The sequence below is a fragment of the Pseudoalteromonas sp. P1-8 genome (genome assembly GCF_001399985.1).
Classification (GTDB): domain Bacteria; phylum Pseudomonadota; class Gammaproteobacteria; order Enterobacterales; family Alteromonadaceae; genus Pseudoalteromonas.
Genome location: NZ_LJSO01000015.1, coordinates 26,497 through 45,135, shown reverse-complemented (window position 1 = coordinate 45,135; position 18,639 = coordinate 26,497). Strand labels below are relative to the sequence as shown.

The following is an 18,639-nucleotide window of genomic DNA, read 5'->3' as shown; positions in this document are numbered from 1 at the left end:
ACAATGAACAGCAAATCTATAAACCTAATTTCAATTATTTGTATCGCAACACTATTCTTTCACAAAACTCAGGTTAATATAGTGTTACTTTAGCGCAAGGATAATTGGCATGTTTAAGATAATCAAATGGTTACTAATAGGTTTGTTCGTTGTAATGTTACTCGCAACGGGGCTTGTTTATGGCGTATTAAACTTAAGTTTACCGGCACTTGATGGTCGCGGTAAAAGCGACGCTATTTCGCAATCAGTTAAGATTGAGCGAGATACCTTAGGACAGGCTGTTATTCATGCCGAAAACCGATTAGATGCAGCCTATGCTCTTGGTTTTGCTCATGGTCAGGACCGATTCTTTCAAATGGATTTACTGCGCCGTAATGCTGCAGGTGAGCTTAGTGAGTTATTTGGTAAAGCTGCCGTTGGGCTTGATAAAAAAATGCGCTTTCATCAGTTACGTAAACGCAGTCAGATTGCTGTCGCGCAGTTACCTGCTAAAGATAAAGCGCTATTAAAAGCGTACGCGAATGGGGTTAATGAAGGCCATGCGCAAGTGGGTTTCGATAGCTTTGAATATTTACTCACAGGCGCTGAAGCAAAACCTTGGCAAAGCGAAGACAGCTTACTAATCATTTTTAGTATGTATTTAGATTTACAAACGGCCACCTTTGAGCGCGACAAAACACTGATCGAAATCGAAGATTTATATGGTAAGGCGATGGTTGACTTTATTACTCAGCCTAGCCTTTATCAAGCGGCACTCGATAATAGCCAATTAGCGCCTTATAACGGTGGTATTCCTAATCTCAAAGACGCTCAATGGGCTATGACTGACATTGCAGACCGAAAGGAACTTGGCAGTAATAACTGGGCGGTTACTGGACAGTTAACTGAAACAGGTGCTGCAATGCTGTCTGACGATATGCATTTATCGTTTGCTGTGCCAATCATTTGGTACCGAGCCCAGCTCAATTACCCACTCAATGGTGAAATGCAGCAAATCACCGGTGTGTCACTACCTGGGGCTCCTGCCATTGTTGTTGGTACCAATAATAAGATAGCTTGGGGATTCACCAATGGTTATCTAGATACAGCCGACTGGATAGCTCTTGAGAGTAAAGAGAAAACCTGGCAGATAGATGAACCTATCTTACTCAATGACGGCAACAGCGAAAATTACGCTTTAACCATGAGTGAGTATGGCCCAGTTACAGAAATCAACGGCAAACCTTATGCGCTAAGTTGGGTTGCCCACCATGAGTATGCGGTTGATATGGAGTTACTTAAGCTTGAGCAAGCAAACACGGTTGATGATGCACTAGCGCTTGCTGCTGAGGTGGGTATTCCTGTACAAAATCTGATGGTTGTTGATGATAAAGGTAATGCAGCTTGGAAGAATATGGGAGCCGTGCCTGCCCGTAAAGAGCCCCATCAATTAGCTGTGGCTGAGCAAGCGTATCCTGCACAGTGGCACGAAAACGAAACCCAGCGTCCATTTGTTAAAAACCCAGAAAGTGGCCGTTTATGGACGGGCAACTCACGAGTTGTTTCCGCAGAGGATGACCAGCGCTTTGGTAATGGTGCTTATGCCATGGGGGCTCGCTCGGCACAAATTCGCGACCGCTTATTTGAAAAACAACAGTTCAACGAACAAGATTTTTATGACTTACAACATGATAACGAAGCGCGTTTCTTAACGGCTTGGCATAAACTGCTGGTCAAACAGCTTAGCACTGCAGGCGATAAATATGCCCTGTATTTAAAAGAGCTAAATAATTGGCAGGCGTGTGCTTGTAGCGACTCAATTGGCTACACCTTAGTAAAGCGCTACCGCAGTGAAGTGATTAACGGCTTATTTAGCCCGTTAGAGAATAAGCTAAAAGCTCTCGATAGTAGCTTAAAACCAGTAAAACGAGACTTAGAGCCTGCTGTTTGGCAACTTATCGAAGCGCAGCCTGAAGCATGGTTAAACCCTGAGTATGCAAACTGGCAACAACAAATGATAGGAGCTTTTGATCGCGTTATCACTAAACTAACCGAGCAATACGGTAACAACCCGCACAGCTGGAAGTGGGGCAAGGTTAACGAATTAGTGATTGAGCACCCATTTGCCAAGCAAATACCCGCACTTAAAAGTTTATTGAATATGCCAACAGCACCAGGGTTTGGTGATACCTTTATGCCTTCGGTGCAAGGACGTAGCTTTGGTGCTTCACAGCGCTTTATTGTTCAACCTGGGCACTTAGATGAAGCGATCATGGCTATTCCGGGTGGGCAGTCGGGGCATCCATTGTCAGAATTCTATCGTGCCGGGTTTAACGATTATGTCAGTAATGGTTTAACGCCATTATTACCGCAGGAGATTGCCCACAGTATCACCATAGATGCGGTTAATTAACCGCATCAGCATCTTTGAAAGCAGGGCGATGGCCTGTAGCAATAGTTGTTTGGTTGCGCCCTGCATGCTTACTTTTATACAGCGCTTCATCGGCGTGTTGTAGCATTTTTTCTATTGAAGCGAGCGGTTGCCATTCAATAAGCCCAAAACTCATCGTGACATTGAGATCGGGGAATTCATGATGCGCCTCTAGTTCGGCGATTCTGAAACGTAAGGTTTCAATTTTTGTAAAGGCCTGCTTTGCATCTGTATTAGTTAATAAAATTAAAAATTCTTCACCACCCCAGCGTACCGCTATATCTTCATCATCAATAAATTGGCGAATTAGCCTTGCAACATTAACGAGCACCGTATCACCTTTTTCATGGCCATAATTGTCGTTAATACTTTTAAACTTATCGATGTCAGCCATAACAATACAAAGACTGCTCTCTTGCTCAATACTTTTTTGATGTGCAGCAGTGATTAATTTTTTTGCAAAACGGCGGTTGTAGAGCTTAGTGAGTGGATCGCGGGCTGCCATTTCTGTTAACTCAACCCGTTGCGACAAAGTGATTTCTCTGATTAGACCCATGCCATAGACCATAGGTAAACCGGCAATAATAATATTGATTACATTTACATGTGGTAGTAATTCTGGGTAAGCAAAGCTGTACTGAACATCTGAAAAAAATACATATAGCAGGGCGAATATCGCAATCATCACTAAGCTATATAAAGCTGCACGCTTAAAGGTTAATTGATAATCGATCATTAAAATACAAGACACAGTCCAAAGGTAAAACTGGAACCCTGCGCCTAAGCCAAGGGTGGCACAGACAATTACTGCATGAATAATTACTTCAAGACAAAATACTCTAAGTGCTAGCGAAGTTAGTCCTTGCTTAATTAAAAAGATGCCGCTTGCCCAAGCAAGCACACTCAAAATATTCACTAAAGCAAGCGTATTTGCACCTATGTGAGCAAATACGGGGATCAGCAAGACATGAACAATCAACGCGAAATAGGCGATTTTAGAAATAATCAGAAATTTAACGTGTTCAATCTCTTCTAAGCCAGATTGCTTTGATTGTTTTAATAAGTGTTTGATCAATCCAACCTCAAATACACATGGAGAGTAGCGTAATTATAGATGAAAAGTTGAGCAATGCAGGTTTATAATTGCTCGCTTTTGCTTTGTAAACGCATGTCACTGATGTTTATGAATGAGGCTAAGCGCCTGTTCACATCATGTTTGTTAAGCTTGGGGCTTGGCAGAGTGGGCATTTGATGCCACTCTAGTTAAAGCTAATCTAGAAACATGCTGAGCAATGTTTGCTGTGATTATTCTCTCGTGCCTAAAAAGGAGTAGCTATGCCGGCGGAAAAAACGCATTTAGAGATCTGTAATCTAACCAAAGAACAGTACCCACAAATAAAGACCCTCATGGATCAAGCGTACCCAGGGCTTGGTGGTGCTTGGCCAAGCCATACTATTTTTAGGCTAATAGACCAGTTTCCGGAAGGGCAAATAGGTATTGTTGACGATGGTGTTTTAGTGGGCATTGCCTTGAGTGTACAGGTTGATTACGCGCGCTTTTCTAACCCACATACCTACGAAGACATTGTTGATGGTCATGACCGTGTATTTAGTGATCCTGAAGGTGATGCACTTTATGGTTTAGATGTGGTGATTTCATCAACTCACCGAGGGATGCGACTGGGTCGTCGCTTATACGATGCACGTAAAGAGCTATGTCGTCAGTATAACTTACGCGCTATTTTAGCGGGTGGGCGTATTCCGCGTTATTACAATCACAGTGCAGAGATGTCGCCGATGGAGTACATCGAAAAAGTTGACCACAAAGAGCTGTACGATCCGATTTTAAGCTTTCAGTTATCTAATGATTTCCAAGTTAAACGTTTACTTAAAAAATACCTTCCTGAAGATCAGGAGTCAGTAGGTTATGCCACTTTACTAGAGTGGAATAACATTATGTTTGAGCCGACGGATACGGTACTTGAGTCGACTAAATCAATTGTGCGTGTCGGTGCTGTACAGTGGCAAATGCGCTGTGTTGAGTCTGTTGAAGAGCTGCTCAAGCAAGTGGAATACTTTGTTGATACGGTGTCTGACTATAAGAGTGACTTTATTCTGTTTCCGGAATTTTTCAATGCCCCGTTAATGGGTCTTACCGAACAAAGTAATCAAACGGAAGCTATTCGCTATTTGGCCGAGTACACAGAAACCTTCCGTGATGCAATGTCACGCATGGCGGTTGAATACAATGCCAATATTATCACAGGCTCCATGCCACTCGCAGAAGATGACAAGATTTATAATGTCAGCTATTTGTGCCACCGCAGCGGTAAAATTGATGAGCAGCGTAAAATTCATATTACCCCTCACGAGCAAAATGACTGGGTGATCCAAGGCGGTGATAAAATTGCTGTATTTGAAACGGATGCGGGTCGTGTTGGTATTCAAATTTGTTACGATGTAGAGTTCCCTGAGCTGTCACGTATTCTCGCTAAGCAAGGGTTAGATATTTTGTTCGTGCCATTTTGGACGGATACAAAAAATAGTTACTTACGTGTACGCCATTGTGCACAAGCACGCGCAATTGAAAATGAATGTTATGTTGTGATTGCAGGCTCGGTTGGTAACTTACCTGAAGTAGAAAGCTTAGACGTACAGTATTCGCAATCAGCAGTGCTTACCCCTTCTGACTTTTCGTTCCCGCATGATGCAACCTTGAATGAAGCAACACCGAATACCGAAATGCTGTTATTCAGTGATTTAGATATGGATAAACTGAAAATCCTTCACAGTGAAGGTACTGTTAGAAACTTAAAAGACCGCCGTGAAGATCTGTATGACGTGATCTTGAAAAAGCGAGATCACTAATGGCGTGGTTGTATTTAATTGTCGCAGGTCTTTTAGAAATTGGCTGGCCTGTTGGCCTTAAAATGTCTCAACAGGCAGACAGTCGCTGGTTAGGCATTGCGATAGCCGTCGCATTTATGGTCGCTAGTGGTTTTATGCTGTGGTTGGCGCAAAAGGATATTCCGATGGGAACATCTTATGCGGTATGGACAGGCATAGGAGCAGCAGGCACTTTCTTAGTTGGTATTTTATTTTATGGGGATGCCGCCACATTTGGCCGTATTGCCGGAGTATTGCTGATAATTAGCGGTGTAATAACCCTAAAAATTAGTCATTAAAAAAGCGGCTATGCCGCTTTTTTAATGACTAGGAATAAGCCTAATTTGGTAGCATTACCAGAATGGCTGCCAGTGCAATTAACACAAGCCCAGCCGTATCTTGGCGCTTTAAAGGTTGTTTTAACCAAAGAATCGATACCAAAATGGTAAAGAATACTTCTATTTGCCCCAGTGTTTTTACATAAGCAACATGCTGCAAGCTCATAGCGCTAAACCAACCAATTGAACCTAAACAGCTACAAACACTAACAGCGGTAGTAGTGCCTTTGTGATGCCACATTTTCTTAAATGTATCGCGTTCTTTGAATGCAATATACACGCACAGCATCAGGGTTTGTAAGCTGATAATCAGTAACAACACCCAAGCGGCCGAGTGTGGGAAAGTCAGCCCTGAATTTAAACTTGCCTCACGGATCCATGACGATGAAAGAGCAAAAGAAGTGCCGCAAGCAAGCCCAAGCAGTGCGGTGCCCAAATTAAAGTGTTTAACATTCGCGATGCCACTTAATAGCAATACCGCAATTGCACCAATAAATACGCCAACCCAACCTAGCAGTGAGAGTGCTGAGCCGAAGAACATAACGCCTAAAATGGCCGCCATCAGCGCTTCACTTTTTGCAAGCCCGGCACCGACTGCAAAGTTATTCATTTTAAACAGTTTTACCATCAAACCGGTGGCAACGATTTGGACGATACTGGCGCCAACAATGTAGCCAATAAAAGCCAGATTAAAGTCAGGGAGTGCGGCGTCTTGATACTGATAAAGTACAAATAAATACAGGGCAGCAATCGGGCTGGCAATAATAAAGCGAGCAAGCGTTACCCCTGCAACGCTCACTGTTGCACTCAGTTTACTTTGCAGTGCATTGCGCCACGACTGCATAAATGCCGCAAAAATAGTTAAGAAAATCCAAGTCATATTGAAAATAAATTAATGAGGAGAGGCGCTTAGAGTAACAAAACCAAAGTATGAGAGCATTAGCTTATCGACCAACTTGAGAAAAACTCAGCTGTGACAATATGCCGCAGGGCTTTTATGCCGTCATTAGACTATAGTGACAATGATGCTATTACTGGCCGCTGCTGTTTTAAGTAGCGGCTTTTTTTGTTTACGCTAGGGTAGGGTATTACAGTTAAAAGATAAGGAAATATCATGACCACACTGATTATCTGTGCACTCATCGCAGTACTCATACCCTATTTAGCCAAAGCGCCTGTGGCTTTTGCACAAAATAAGTTGGCAGGCTACGACAATAAGCACCCACGCGAGCAACAAGCTAAACTAACCGGCTTTGGTGCTCGTGCGTTGGCAGCACATCAAAATAGCTTTGAATCGCTGATTATTTTTGCTGTCGCTCTGGCAGTCGTTATAGGTAGCAATAATGTCTATCAGGTAACTGAGACCCTAGCGATTGTGCATGTTATTGCCCGTGTGTTGTATTGTATTTTCTACTACATAAACCAAGATATTCTGCGCTCATTAGTTTGGCTAGTAGGCTATGTTTGTGCTGTGGCGATGATTGCTGTTTGCCTCTAGTTACAAAGCAATAAGTTAAAAACCACAAAGCAAGCGGCTTAAATAAGGCGCTTGCTTTAGGGTCTTAAGTGGTTACTTTTACTTAGAGCTAACTTTAATTTTTTCTATTAAATCCTTTGCTTGATAGTTTTCGTCTAAGGCGAAATCGAGTTGTACTAAGGCGTTTTGAAAGCCAGATTCAGACGGCGCATATTGCCATTGTTTTAAGGCTCTTTTCGCTTCTCGATTGAAAACACCTTCAGGCTCTGCACTTACTACACTAACATTGCTGGTGGCGCCACTTGGTAAAATATCGTATTTCAAAACGACTGAACCGCTAATACCTTGCTCTGCAGCTTGAATTGGGTATATCGGCTCTACACGCATAACCGCTTGATAGTCCTTTGTCTTTTCAACGGACATCGGCTGTTTTGCAATGGCAAAGCTGCTAAGCATGCCCGCTGTAAAAATAACTAACGCTGTTTTTGCAATAAATGAGCTGTTGTCGATCTGCTTTATTTGATTTAGACGTTGTAACATGGTGTTTTTATCTCCGTATTGTGAATAAGCCATTAAGCCTGTTCTGCTAAAGCTTGCACAGTGCACTAATGCCTTACTGTATAGAATTCGTTGTTCAGTTGATTTATTTTTGAGTACTTGCTCATCACATGAAAGCTCTTGAATGCGGCGCAGACTTGCATAACCAAGCCAAGCGACAGGGTTAAACCACAGCAAAATGGTGGCACTTAACGCGATGGCATTAATTAGGTTATCTTTGCGTTTAATGTGCACTGATTCATGTTCTAAAATAAGCGCTAAAGCATGGCTGTTGTAATGGCTTTGATAGTTTGTAGGCATTACTAGCTTGGTGTTTATAACTCCTACAACCATAGGTGAGCTCACTTGGTTGCTTTGGTATATGCGTATACTTTGGTTGTTGTGATGATCAAGCGTAATTGGTACTAATTGCAGTTTTGCTAGAAAACGGTAATGAAAATATACGGCAGTGATCAGCAGTGCGGCACTAATAAAGCCATAAATAGCAAACCAAGTGAGCGTAAACTGCGGCATTATTGCTGTGTTTGGTGTGATAGTCAGCTGACTGATAAAGTCGTTTTGAATTGGTTTTAAGTGTTCTGGTAGGTTCGCTAACAATAAACTAATTGGTAAAAGCGCCCACAGTGTATAAACCAAGCGTGCCGATAGCTGGCTTAGTAACTTTCGCTCTAGCAGTAATAAAAACATAATTGCAGATGAGATCAAAAGTTGTTGATCTAACAACCAATTAAAAAATGCATCTAACATAACAAGCCTTATTTTTGCTGTTTTTCCCAATCATCAATGACCTTTTTCAGCTCATCAATATCATGTTGCGAGAGTTGCTCTGATTTAGCAAAGCCACTCACCAGTGGCGCAATACGGCCATTAAAAAAGCGTTCAATAAAGCTTTGGCTTTCTTTTAATGTGTATTCTTCACGAGCAATACAAGGGGTGTAGTTATATTGGCGACCTTGTTTCTCGAAGCTTAGTGCGCCTTTTTTAACTAAACGGCTTAGTAGCGTTTTAATGGTTTTTTCGTGCCATTCTTTATCGTCACTTAAACGCGCAATTACTTCACTAGCCGTGGCTGGGTAGCCAAGCCATACCGCATCTAATACTTCGAATTCAGCTTTAGAAAGTTCAATCATTTTTATGCCTACAGATGTAATCTTTAATTTAAGATTACACGCGTAATCAATTAATGCAAACTTTTTTGTTAGAGAATGTCACTTTTTTTGATACTGACTATCTGCCCTTCGGGCAAATTCAGCGTGGTGAGTGACAGTTTTGCGATATCTGTGCGGTACAGGTCGATGACTTTGTAGCCACAAAAACGTGCCATTTTACGTATTTGCCGGTTTAAACCTTGTTTTAAGACGATGCAAAACTGTGTTTCGGTGACTTGAGCCACCTCACAAGGAAGGGTTATTTGTTTATCTACAGGCACACCGTTTGCCATTTTTTTACAAAAATCACTATCAAGAGGTTTATCTACGGTGACTAAATAGCGCTTGGGTTGGTGGTAATCAGGGTGGATAAGTTGATTACAAAACTCACCGTCATTGGTCAAAATCAATAAACCTCGGGAGTCTTTGTCGAGCCGGCCAATTGGGTAAACCCGGGTAGTTTTAGGCAGACTATGAATAAGACTGGTTGGGTCGTCAGCATTTAATTTGCAATCTATACCAACGGGTTTGTGATACGCAAAGTAGGTGAGTGGCGCTTTTGCTGAAATTTTTTCGCCAAGTACAATCACATCATCGTGCTCATCAACATGATCTATATGATTTGCGGCACGGCCATTTACTGTTACCTCACCTTGATCTATCAAACGCGATGCTTGCTTTCGAGAGCAAACACCCGCATGGGCAATAAATTTAGCAAGTCGTACTTTTTCTGGCATGAGTGATTTTTGTACAATTAATTTGATCACAGTATACCAAAATCACGTATAGATAGTTCCACCATCAAAGAGGAACGCACATGCCTATCAAGTTATCAGAGCTTGCAGACCATCAGCCACTGCAAAAAGTTATCCTTCATTCGTTGGAAATGGCGCTGTATCAAGTGTCTGTGCTAATAAATAACGTTGAGTATTATGTCACTGATGAGCAAGGTGAGTTTATTCGCGATATTAGCCCGTTGCACATTCAAAAGCGCCTCGATCACTTAAGTTATGGTGATATGGTTTTACGCCACACCAGTGCTTATGATGAAATGTGCGGTCAGCCCGAAAAGCTGGCGAGTAACATGCTCGAAGTACCTTATGGCAAGAACCACTTATACTGATTAACGATATAAGCGTATACTGAGTCATAACATTTTATAGGTATGCTATGTATCAATTAAAAAGTGATGACTCAGCTGATCTAAACAACCAGCTAAGAGAACATATTGTGGCTTTCAACGCCGCGCATTTTAATGCCGAGCGTATTCCTTTAGGCTTTAAGTTCGTTAATAAACAAAACAATGTTGTTGCCGGTATCCATGGTCAAGTATTTGGCAATTGGCTGCTTATTAGTTGGCTTTGGTGTGATGATAAGACACGTGGTAAAGGGCTTGCGACACGATTGTTAGCTGAATTAGAGAGCAAAGCTAAAGCGTTTGGTGCAAATACCGCTCAACTTGATACGCTCGATTTTCAAGCCAAACCCTTTTACGAAAAAAACGGCTACCAAGTCAAATACGAAATGAGTAACTACCCACTCGACGGCTGCCGTTATTTTATGGAAAAACCCCTTTAATTTTTGGTTTTAATCACTTCGCTTTAAGCACGTCTTGCTCGGTAAATGTAACTCCTAAGAAAGGGGTCGCTTCAGGGGCAAGCATAAAGGTGCGAATGTTCATGTGGTCTTGCCCTTCAGGATTGTGTAATACATCATCACGATAAAACGCGCCAAAACAATCGAGGGTATTTTGTTTGCTTAGTTGATTAAGCTTTGCAAAGGCAAAAATTTTACATGAGCCATTATTTTCATTTGCCTCGCTAAGCAAGCCATGATTATTAAAAGCGCTTGGGGTAAAATCATAATTGCTGTCAATTACCGCCATGGTATCGGTAAACTCAATTTGCTGTGGTGTGCTTGCTAATTTCGAAAGAAATTCGTTAAGAGTCATTGCTTGTCCTTAAAAATTGTTCTTTATCAACTCTAACTCATTCACTTGCTGATTGATATTAAACTTAAAATTCTCTAAAAAGTTCATACCTAATAAGCCATAGCCAGCATGATTTTCTATTACCAGCACTTCAAAATTACGAATACGTTGTTGTCCGACTTGAAAGGATTCGAGCTGATACCGCTGTGCTTCAACAATGCCATTAGCTGTGTTTACCTTAAGTGCGCCAAGAAAATTTGCTGGAGTGTTAAGCGAGTTTAATAATGTTTGGTTGATCACAGTAAAGCTAGCGCCTGTGTCGATCATCAGTTCGGTTTCAATATCATCGTTGATAATACTGTTTACTAAATAATGCGAACCTCGAGCGGTTAATTTTATAACTTCAACACCTGCTAAGGCTTGTTGAATCAATAGGTGTAATTGCTCGGCCTGTTGTTTATAGTCATGATCTTCAGGCAGTTGATCTAGGGTTATTTGGCTCGCGACGTAATCTTCTAAATGATAGTTAGCTAATGCATAGTTATATAAGTACTGCGCATTGCCAGGCGTGTAATCAAGCCATTGTTGACTAATATTAAGCAGGGCTTGCCATTGTTGCGTCGCAATAAGTTCATCAATATAGGATGTGCTTAGCTCGTCTATTTGTTTGTTAAGTTGTTGTTTATCATTGCTGTCTAACTGGTTGCTAAGAGCCAGTAAATTGATGATTCCTTGTTGGGTATCACCTTGTGCGATTAAACGCTTAGCTTCAAGTTCAAGCATGGTGACATCGTAAGGGTGGCTATTTAAAAAGGCCGTTAAAAATTGCTCACTTAAAGTGAATTTTTTATGGGAAAGCCATGATTCTAGTTGCTGTTGCCAAGCTTGCTTTAGCTGCCTTGCATAGCGAGGTTCATTCACAAGTAATTGAGTGTACTCAGCGACGGCTTTATCAAATAACTGATTGCTAAATAGTGCAACTGCTTGCTGGAAGTGGGCAGGTAAGACCGTGCCTTTTTGTACTTTAGGCGCTGGTGCGACAGTTTCTATTTCTATAGGCTTTGCTGGGTTAAAAAGCTGCCAAATAAAGTAACCATTTAAACTAAGAGAAAGTAGCAATATTAATTTAAGAAAAGCATTCATCCGTTTCGCCCACCAGTTTTAAATCTTTGTTGCCTACTTGCTCAGCATAAAACAAATTTCTCAAAGTCGTTACTTTTTAATCAAATGATTGAGCGCCATGATATTGCTTATTTCAATATCTGCTAATCCTTGATAACGATATTGCGTTGCTTGGTTATTTAGCCAAACGCTTTGGCATCCGGCATTATTGGCGCCTTGGACATCAGTATCTAGGCTATCGCCAATGTGCAAAATTTCCTTGTGAGGCACTTCTAATTTTTTGGCTGCGCTATCAAATAAGGCGCTGTGCGGCTTTGCTTTTCCGTGTGGGCCTGCTTGTAAAACTAACTCAAACACACCATTAAGGTTAAACTTTTCTACTTCGACATTACCATTGGTGATGGCGATGAGGCGGTAGTGTTTACTGAGGTTAGCAAGTAATTCAAGCACTTCATCAGTCACGGTTATTTGACTGCGGGCATCAGCGAATGCCTGATAAGCGTTTTCGGCATGCAACTGAGCTTGCTCTGCTGAAAAACCCAGATCGGTCATGGCATAGTGTAATGCTGCTTGTCGCCAGCGTGTAACGTCATCAATTAAAGTTGCATCATGTTTTAAAGCATTATCGCGGCATGTTAACCAGTAGCTCATGCTATCGTCTGGCCATTGGTCTAATGCTTCTAAGTAATCAGCTTGTGCTTGTAAGGCTGATTTTATGATCGGATGGTTGTTGTAAAGTGTGTCGTCTAAATCAAAACTTAAAACTGAAACTGGCGATAGGGCACGGTTAAATCGGATCATAATGACAAGGGTTTACTCTGATGTTGAGCGCTTTTTAGCGCGTGGATGGGTGTTATCGTACACTTTAGCTAAATGCTGAAAATCTAAATGCGTATAAACTTGCGTTGCAGACAAACTACTGTGTCCTAAGAGTTCTTGTACGGCACGCAGATCCCCTGATGATTCTAAGATATGTGATGCAAACGAGTGGCGTAATTTATGCGGATGCACTTGCGAGCTGATCCCTTGCTTAATTCCCCATTCTTGCATCCGTAAGCGAACTTGGCGTACGGAAATTCGCTTTTTTTGGCTGCTAACAAACACGGCTATTTCATCAGGATGTGCAAATTGAGGGCGAATTTTCAGCCATGCTTTTAATGCACTGAGCGCTTTGCTGCCTACAGGTAATAAGCGTTCTTTGTTACCTTTACCACGGACTAAAATTTCGCCTTCAGTTGGATTTATATCCTGTATGTTAGCACCAACTAACTCGCTAATGCGCAGACCCGAAGAGTACATTAATTCCATCATGGCTTTGTCACGAATAGCTAAAGGCTCATCATCTGGCAGTTCTAAAAGCTTAGCCATTTGATCTACGTCTAAATTTTTGGGTAAAGGCTTGGAAAATTTTGGCCCTTTAATGGCCTCTGCCGGATTGTGATAATGTACCTGACTGGCTATATTTTTGGCTTTTAAGAATTTATATAAACTGCGAATACAGCTTAGTTTTAAACTGATTGTGCGACCACTCAATTGTTTGCTGCGCATTTGCATGCTGTAACGGCGAATATGCTCACCTTGAACAGCAAACCAGTCTTCACATAGTTTACTAAAGTACAAAGCTGCGAAGCCTAGTTGGCTCGTATATTGGTTTACTGTGTGCGCTGAGTATTGTTTTTCATAGCGTAAGTAGTCTGCAAAAAGTTGGATGGGTGTTCGCCAAGCATCACTTAATTCATTAATGTCTGGCGTTGTCACATCGCTCATGCAAGTTCCAATAAGCGCAGTTGCAATGAGCGCACAAACTCAAGGACAAAAAAGCTGTCTTTTGCCGGTTCGAAGTGATTTACGTCATCACTACCAAACGCCAAAATAGCCACAGGGTGTTTCGTGTTACCAATTAGATATAAAGCAGTCGATTGAGTCGTGTCTGAAAACAGTAAGTCTCTTTCTTGTTGGCTTACTCGACCCAAGTAAATGCCGTCGTTTTGCAGGCGATGAGCAATTAATTCATCAAACTTTTTATCGTACTTAACTAAGTGGCATTCGTTAATGGATGGGTTCGTGCAGATAATATTGCGCAAGTTGCTAGCTAGTGTCGTAAAGTCGTAGTTAGTCCATAACTGACGATGACAGTCGCTAAATAAGCGGTAAATTAACTCGTTTTCTTTTGCTTGTTCAACGAGCTGCTCAATTTTATTTTTTAATAGCGTATTGTGTTCACGTAATTGGCGCTGTTGAATATGCACCAAAGACGTTGTTCCAGCCGTTTGCTGTTGTAGTTCAACTTCAGCGAGCACATCAGGGTTTTTAATAAAAAAATCAGGGTGTGCTTTTAAATATTCAGCAATTTGTTGTTCTGTTAGTTTGCTCATAGTGCCACTTGTCCATCAAAAACATGCTCAGCAGGGCCTGTCATTCGTACAGGGTGGCCTTCGCCTTGCCAGCGTACTTGCAAACTGCCGCCGGGTAAGTCAACTTGTACGGTAGTAGCAAGTTTACTCTGAATTTGACCAACCACGACCGCAGCACAGGCACCTGTACCACAGGCCAAGGTTTCACTAACGCCACGTTCCCACACTCTTAGTTTAATGTGATCTTGCGAAATTACCTGCATAAAACCAACATTTGCGCGTTGTGGAAAGCGTTCATGATTTTCAAGCAGTGGGCCTAAGGTGGCGACTTCTGCGCTATGAATGTCATCAACTTCTAAAACGCAGTGCGGGTTACCCATCGATACTGCGCCACTAAATACCGTATGTTCTTCCGTGCGAAGAATATAGGTCAACTCACGCTTGCTGGCTTTTAATGGGATTTTGTTCGGTTCAAAATTGGGGTGGCCCATATTTACCGTTACTTGGCCATCTTTCTCTATATAAAGCGTGAGGTTACCAGATTTTGTTGAAACCGAGATTTTATGCTTATTGGTCAGGCCTTTCATACGTACAAAGCGGGCGAAACAGCGCGCACCGTTGCCGCACTGTTCAACTTCGTTACCATCGGCATTGAAAATTCGATAATGAAAATCGAGATCAGGAGAGTAAGGGGCTTCAACCATAAGCAGTTGATCGAAGCCAATGCCGAAATGGCGATCTGCCAGCTTCTTTATTTGATCACGTGATAAAAAAACATTTTGAGTAATGTTATCAATAACGACAAAGTCATTACCTAGGCCGTGCATTTTTGAAAAATTAACTAACATAACGCTCTAATTCGGGTTTGCTCTGAGCTAATCATGCCACAGAGCAGGGCGGTTATAAAAACGTTTATGGTAAAATTTTCTCACCTTGCCAAAGGCTTTCTAAGGTTTCGCGTTGGCGAATTAAATGGCTTTGTTGGCCATCCACCATAATCTCTGCAACACGCGGGCGTGAGTTGTAGTTTGAGCTCATGGTAAAACCATATGCGCCAGCGCTGCGCTGCGCTAAAAGGTCACCGGCTTGAAGTGCAAGCTCACGGTCTTTACCTAAAAAGTCACCGGTTTCACAGACAGGGCCGACAATGTCGTAGTTGTAAGTAGGCGTATCATCTGCGCGAGGTTCAACTGGTACAATACTTTGCCAAGCTTGATACAGCGATGGACGCAACATATCGTTCATGCCTGCATCAACAATAGCAAAGAACTTATCTTGGTTTTGTTTAATAAACTCAACTTTAGTAACTAAAATACCTGCGTTGGCTGCAATCGCACGACCAGGTTCAAAAATAAGTTCTAAATCTTGGTAGTCTGCTAATCGAGCGGTAATTTTATCAACATACTCGCTTGGATGAGGAGGTGTTTCGCCATTATAAGGCACCCCAAGACCACCACCGATATCTAGGTGAGTTAGCTTGATGCCAACCGCTTTTAACTCTTCGATAAGAGTCAGTACTTTTTCAAGGGCTGCTAAGAAAGGTTTTATTTCCGTTAGCTGCGAACCGATGTGGCAATCTACACCGGTAATTTTTAAACCGGGTAATGATGCTGCATGTTGATACACAGTTACCGCAGTTTGAATATCAATACCAAACTTATTCTCTTTTAAGCCGGTTGAGATATAAGGGTGCGTTTTTGCATCTATATCTGGGTTTACGCGAATCGAAATCGGTGCCACTAAGTTAAGATCCGTTGCCACTTTTGAAATACGCTCAAGCTCAGCCACTGACTCAACGTTAAAACACTTGATCCCCAATTCAAGTGCATAGGCAATTTCGTCAGCGGTTTTTGCAACGCCAGAAAAAACAACCTTACTTGCGTCTCCGCCTGCTTGGATAACGCGCGCAAGCTCACCTTTTGAGACAATATCAAAACCTGACCCAAGTCGCGCTAAAATATTCAGCACGGCAATATTTGAGTTGGCTTTTACGGCATAGCACACCAAGCTCTTATGTGACTTAGCAGCTTCAGCGAATGCTAGATAATGACGTTCAAAGGTTTTGCGAGAATAGATATAACAAGGCGTACCATATTGTTCGGCAAGCTCTTTGACAGCGATGTCTTCAGCGAACAGCTGATTATTATTGTAGTTAAAAAAGTCCATCTATTGGTCCTGTTTTTGCTCTGGTTGTTCGGATGGATCAGCTTGCGGCTGAGACTTTGCAGGCGGCTTAGTATCATCTGGCAGATAAAGAGCACCACTTTGTCCGCAACCTGCTAGGGTTAGTAGAAGGGCGCTTAGAGGTAAAATGGTTTTTAATTTTTGGCTATGAGTCTCTTTCATTAGATTAATACGGTTGCTGGCTTTATAATCGCAGAGTAACAGAATATTTAAAAAATGCAGCTATTCGCGGATGAATTTATTCCTGTTACACTTGATGTACACAATCTGCCCCCAGATCTAGGCTTAAAGCCAGTTAAAGGACACTAAAATGACTGATCATGAATACCACACACTAGCCGATGCATTAATGCTAACTATTGAAGAGCAAATCGATGAATGTGATGCCGATTTAGACTATGAATCAGCGTCAGGTATTTTAGAAATCATCTTTCCTGATCGCAGTAAAATTGTGATCAACAAGCAAGCACCATTACACCAAGTTTGGGTAGCGACTAAATTTAATGGTCACCATTTTGAACTACGCGACGATAAGTGGATTGATAACCGCTCAGGTGCAGAGTTTTGGCAATTTATGTGTGATGCGGCAACTCGCCAAGCAGGTCAAACAATTGAATGGCGTTCTGAACTATGAGTTTAGAGTTTGTTGAGTACTCAGCACAAGGCGACCACAAAGCAACGGTTATCTGGCTACATGGTTTAGGTGATTCGGGTGATGGTTTTGCCCCAGTTGCACCGCAACTTGCTCTACCAAAAGAGCTTGGCGTACGTTTTGTGTTTCCACATGCGCCAGTGCAGCCGGTCACCATAAATGGTGGTATGGCAATGCGTTCTTGGTACGATATTAAATCGATGGATTTAGATAAGCGTGCTGACGAGCAAGGGGTTCGCGAATCCGCTGCAAAAGTGGCTGCAATTATTGATCAAGAAATAGCAAATGGTATCGCCCCAAACAAAATTATTCTTGCCGGTTTTTCGCAAGGGGGTGTGGTATCTCTGCACTTAGCGCCACGTCTAGATTATAAATTAGCGGGTGTAATGGCACTTTCAACCTATATGTGTGTGCCTGCAAAATTTGCCGATGAAGCCAAGCAGCAGGGGTTAAATATTTTTATGGCACATGGTCGATTTGACGATGTGGTACCGCATAGTGCAGGCAGACAAGCATTTGACGTGCTTAGCGCTAACAACATGGAAGTAAGCTGGCAAGACTATCCGATGGCGCACCAAGTTTGTGGTGAAGAGTTAATGGCTATTCGTGAATGGTTAATTGCTCGCTTGAGTTAATTTTTGGTTTTAGAGGCCAACATGACAAAGAAACTTGTAATTACAGCAAATATGAATGCCGTTGAATCGGCAGGTTCAACTCCTACAGCAGTGACTTACCAATGGCATTGGCGACGCATTTTTATGGTTAGCAGTGTTATCTTAGTAGCATTGGCTATTTTAGTGTATAGCTTTACTGGTGCTGTAAATGCTGAACAATCTCCGCAAGATGAACCGCAAGCAGAGTTTACAAATGCTGAATTACAAGCTTCTTTAAATGACGCTGAGCAAGAAGAGCCAAAAGAAGTCGATGCTTCGTTAATGAATGAGCAAACACCGCAGGCTGATAGCACAGAAACTACTAAAGCAGAGGTTGTGAGTTCAAACATTGTAGAACCTGACGTTACAACAGCAGAGACTGAGTTCGACAGTGAAGAGGTTGTTGATGAGCAACAACCTGAAACACCAGCTGTCACCCCTGATGGTGAAGAAGCACCACAAACTGAACAGCAAGTAGAGATTGCTGCTGCTCCTGATGCTCAGCAGCAGTTTTCGCAGTCAGCACATATTGCCAGTGTCGCAATTGGCGCTAAAATAGACACAGATAAAGTAAGCCGCGCGGTATTAACAACCGATGTTGTTGATCGAGAACCAGTAAACGTTTTAAAAAACGATGTAAAATTAGCGCAAATAAGCAATAGCCTGAGCTTTTTTAGCGAGCTTAGAAATATGCAGGGACAAGCTGTTCGTCACCAATGGTATTACCAAGGTCAACAGCTTGCTTCGATTGAATTGGCCGTAAGTAGTCCACGTTTTCGTACTTATTCAACGAAAAACATTATGCCAGAACAACTGGGTGATTGGCGTGTTGAAGTTATTGACGCAGATGGCAACTTACTGGCCCAAAAAGAATTTAGAATTTTAGCTGAGTAATATTTAGTATCAGCCTGATAATTAATTGGATTT

At 42.1% G+C, this 18,639-nt stretch carries 22 protein-coding genes; 9 read left to right on the top strand and 13 right to left on the bottom strand.

The genetic code is table 11. The features are described 5' to 3' along the window. Window positions 1–109: 109 nt before the first annotated feature. Window positions 110–2,392: a penicillin acylase family protein gene (locus AN213_RS17440; RefSeq protein ID WP_055199244.1), complete on the top strand. Its 2,283-nt coding sequence runs from the start codon at window positions 110–112 to the stop codon at window positions 2,390–2,392. On the opposite strand, the gene AN213_RS17435 is transcribed toward AN213_RS17440, so the two are convergent. Next, on the bottom strand, window positions 2,385–3,485 hold the full coding sequence (locus tag AN213_RS17435) for a GGDEF domain-containing protein (RefSeq protein WP_236702937.1): 1,101 nt from the start codon (window positions 3,483–3,485) through the stop codon (window positions 2,385–2,387). The two genes, AN213_RS17440 and AN213_RS17435, sit on opposite strands and share 8 nt — an antisense overlap. 260 nt (window positions 3,486–3,745) lie before the next feature. Between AN213_RS17435 and AN213_RS17430 the strand changes: the two genes are divergently transcribed. Both AN213_RS17430 and AN213_RS17425 read left to right on the top strand, forming a co-directional pair. Continuing rightward, window positions 3,746–5,278 (top strand): carbon-nitrogen hydrolase family protein, encoded by a 1,533-nt coding sequence (locus tag AN213_RS17430; protein ID WP_055199243.1) that lies wholly within the window; start codon window positions 3,746–3,748, stop codon window positions 5,276–5,278. Continuing rightward, window positions 5,278–5,595: a multidrug efflux SMR transporter gene (locus AN213_RS17425; protein ID WP_054554646.1), complete on the top strand. Its 318-nt coding sequence runs from the start codon at window positions 5,278–5,280 to the stop codon at window positions 5,593–5,595. Before AN213_RS17430 ends, AN213_RS17425 begins: the two co-directional genes overlap by 1 nt. 40 nt (window positions 5,596–5,635) lie before the next feature. Here AN213_RS17425 and AN213_RS17420 read toward each other — a convergent pair whose 3' ends face one another. After that, on the bottom strand, window positions 5,636–6,514 hold the full coding sequence (locus tag AN213_RS17420) for a DMT family transporter (protein WP_082401736.1): 879 nt from the start codon (window positions 6,512–6,514) through the stop codon (window positions 5,636–5,638). A 234-nt stretch (window positions 6,515–6,748) separates the two neighbouring features. Between AN213_RS17420 and AN213_RS17415 the strand changes: the two genes are divergently transcribed. Next, window positions 6,749–7,132, top strand: coding sequence for an MAPEG family protein (locus AN213_RS17415; RefSeq protein ID WP_055199242.1), 384 nt, complete (start codon window positions 6,749–6,751; stop codon window positions 7,130–7,132). A 78-nt stretch (window positions 7,133–7,210) separates the two neighbouring features. Here the strand turns inward: AN213_RS17415 and AN213_RS17410 are convergent, their stop codons facing one another. The 3 genes from AN213_RS17410 to AN213_RS17400 all read right to left on the bottom strand — a co-directional run bounded on the left by AN213_RS17410 (window position 7,211) and on the right by AN213_RS17400 (window position 9,554). Beyond that, window positions 7,211–8,416 (bottom strand): TonB family protein, encoded by a 1,206-nt coding sequence (locus tag AN213_RS17410; protein WP_055199241.1) that lies wholly within the window; start codon window positions 8,414–8,416, stop codon window positions 7,211–7,213. An 8-nt stretch (window positions 8,417–8,424) separates the two neighbouring features. Further along, window positions 8,425–8,799, bottom strand: coding sequence for a BlaI/MecI/CopY family transcriptional regulator (locus AN213_RS17405; protein ID WP_054554650.1), 375 nt, complete (start codon window positions 8,797–8,799; stop codon window positions 8,425–8,427). A gap of 68 nt (window positions 8,800–8,867) precedes the next feature. Continuing rightward, the gene (locus AN213_RS17400) at window positions 8,868–9,554 is read right to left on the bottom strand and encodes a pseudouridine synthase (protein ID WP_054563733.1); all 687 of its coding nucleotides are present in this window, start codon (window positions 9,552–9,554) and stop codon (window positions 8,868–8,870) included. An 80-nt stretch (window positions 9,555–9,634) separates the two neighbouring features. Here AN213_RS17400 and AN213_RS17395 point away from each other — a divergent pair, with 80 nt between their 5' ends. Next, a complete protein-coding gene (locus AN213_RS17395) occupies window positions 9,635–9,940 on the top strand; it encodes a DUF6482 family protein (protein ID WP_054563690.1) in 306 nt (101 codons plus the stop codon). A gap of 47 nt (window positions 9,941–9,987) precedes the next feature. Then, window positions 9,988–10,395 (top strand): N-acetyltransferase, encoded by a 408-nt coding sequence (locus AN213_RS17390; RefSeq protein WP_054563689.1) that lies wholly within the window; start codon window positions 9,988–9,990, stop codon window positions 10,393–10,395. A 13-nt stretch (window positions 10,396–10,408) separates the two neighbouring features. Here the strand turns inward: AN213_RS17390 and AN213_RS17385 are convergent, their stop codons facing one another. From AN213_RS17385 to lptM, 8 genes are all read right to left on the bottom strand, one after another. Then, entirely contained in the window at window positions 10,409–10,768 is a 360-nt protein-coding gene (locus tag AN213_RS17385) for a HopJ type III effector protein (RefSeq protein ID WP_054563688.1), read from the bottom strand. Between the two features lie 9 nt (window positions 10,769–10,777). Continuing rightward, window positions 10,778–11,890, bottom strand: coding sequence for a retropepsin-like aspartic protease (locus AN213_RS17380; RefSeq protein ID WP_055021657.1), 1,113 nt, complete (start codon window positions 11,888–11,890; stop codon window positions 10,778–10,780). 69 nt (window positions 11,891–11,959) lie between these two features. After that, complete coding sequence (locus tag AN213_RS17375) at window positions 11,960–12,670, bottom strand: HAD-IA family hydrolase (RefSeq protein ID WP_055199240.1); 711 nt, start codon at window positions 12,668–12,670, stop codon at window positions 11,960–11,962. Between the two features lie 12 nt (window positions 12,671–12,682). Continuing rightward, on the bottom strand, window positions 12,683–13,636 hold the full coding sequence (locus AN213_RS17370) for a tyrosine recombinase XerC (RefSeq protein WP_054563685.1): 954 nt from the start codon (window positions 13,634–13,636) through the stop codon (window positions 12,683–12,685). Beyond that, complete coding sequence (locus AN213_RS17365; RefSeq protein ID WP_054563684.1) at window positions 13,633–14,244, bottom strand: DUF484 family protein; 612 nt, start codon at window positions 14,242–14,244, stop codon at window positions 13,633–13,635. The genes AN213_RS17370 and AN213_RS17365 overlap by 4 nt, the downstream gene beginning before the upstream one ends. Next, window positions 14,241–15,071 carry a diaminopimelate epimerase gene (dapF, locus tag AN213_RS17360; RefSeq protein WP_054563683.1) on the bottom strand — a complete coding sequence of 277 codons (831 nt, stop codon included), beginning with the start codon at window positions 15,069–15,071 and terminating at the stop codon, window positions 14,241–14,243. Before dapF ends, AN213_RS17365 begins: the two co-directional genes overlap by 4 nt. 64 nt (window positions 15,072–15,135) lie before the next feature. Beyond that, the gene (lysA, locus tag AN213_RS17355; protein WP_054563682.1) at window positions 15,136–16,389 is read right to left on the bottom strand and encodes a diaminopimelate decarboxylase; all 1,254 of its coding nucleotides are present in this window, start codon (window positions 16,387–16,389) and stop codon (window positions 15,136–15,138) included. Beyond that, on the bottom strand, window positions 16,390–16,569 hold the full coding sequence (gene lptM / locus AN213_RS17350) for an LPS translocon maturation chaperone LptM (RefSeq protein ID WP_054554660.1): 180 nt from the start codon (window positions 16,567–16,569) through the stop codon (window positions 16,390–16,392). A gap of 148 nt (window positions 16,570–16,717) precedes the next feature. On the opposite strand from lptM, the gene cyaY reads away from it, so the two are divergent. From cyaY to AN213_RS17335, 3 genes are read left to right on the top strand one after another with little or no spacing between them, the layout of a single operon-like run. Continuing rightward, complete coding sequence (cyaY, locus tag AN213_RS17345; RefSeq protein ID WP_054554661.1) at window positions 16,718–17,041, top strand: iron donor protein CyaY; 324 nt, start codon at window positions 16,718–16,720, stop codon at window positions 17,039–17,041. Then, window positions 17,038–17,694 carry an alpha/beta hydrolase gene (locus AN213_RS17340; RefSeq protein WP_054563681.1) on the top strand — a complete coding sequence of 219 codons (657 nt, stop codon included), beginning with the start codon at window positions 17,038–17,040 and terminating at the stop codon, window positions 17,692–17,694. The genes cyaY and AN213_RS17340 overlap by 4 nt, the downstream gene beginning before the upstream one ends. A 21-nt stretch (window positions 17,695–17,715) precedes the next feature. After that, a complete protein-coding gene (locus AN213_RS17335) occupies window positions 17,716–18,606 on the top strand; it encodes a DUF2914 domain-containing protein (RefSeq protein WP_055199239.1) in 891 nt (296 codons plus the stop codon). The last annotated feature ends 33 nt before the right edge of the window (window positions 18,607–18,639 follow it).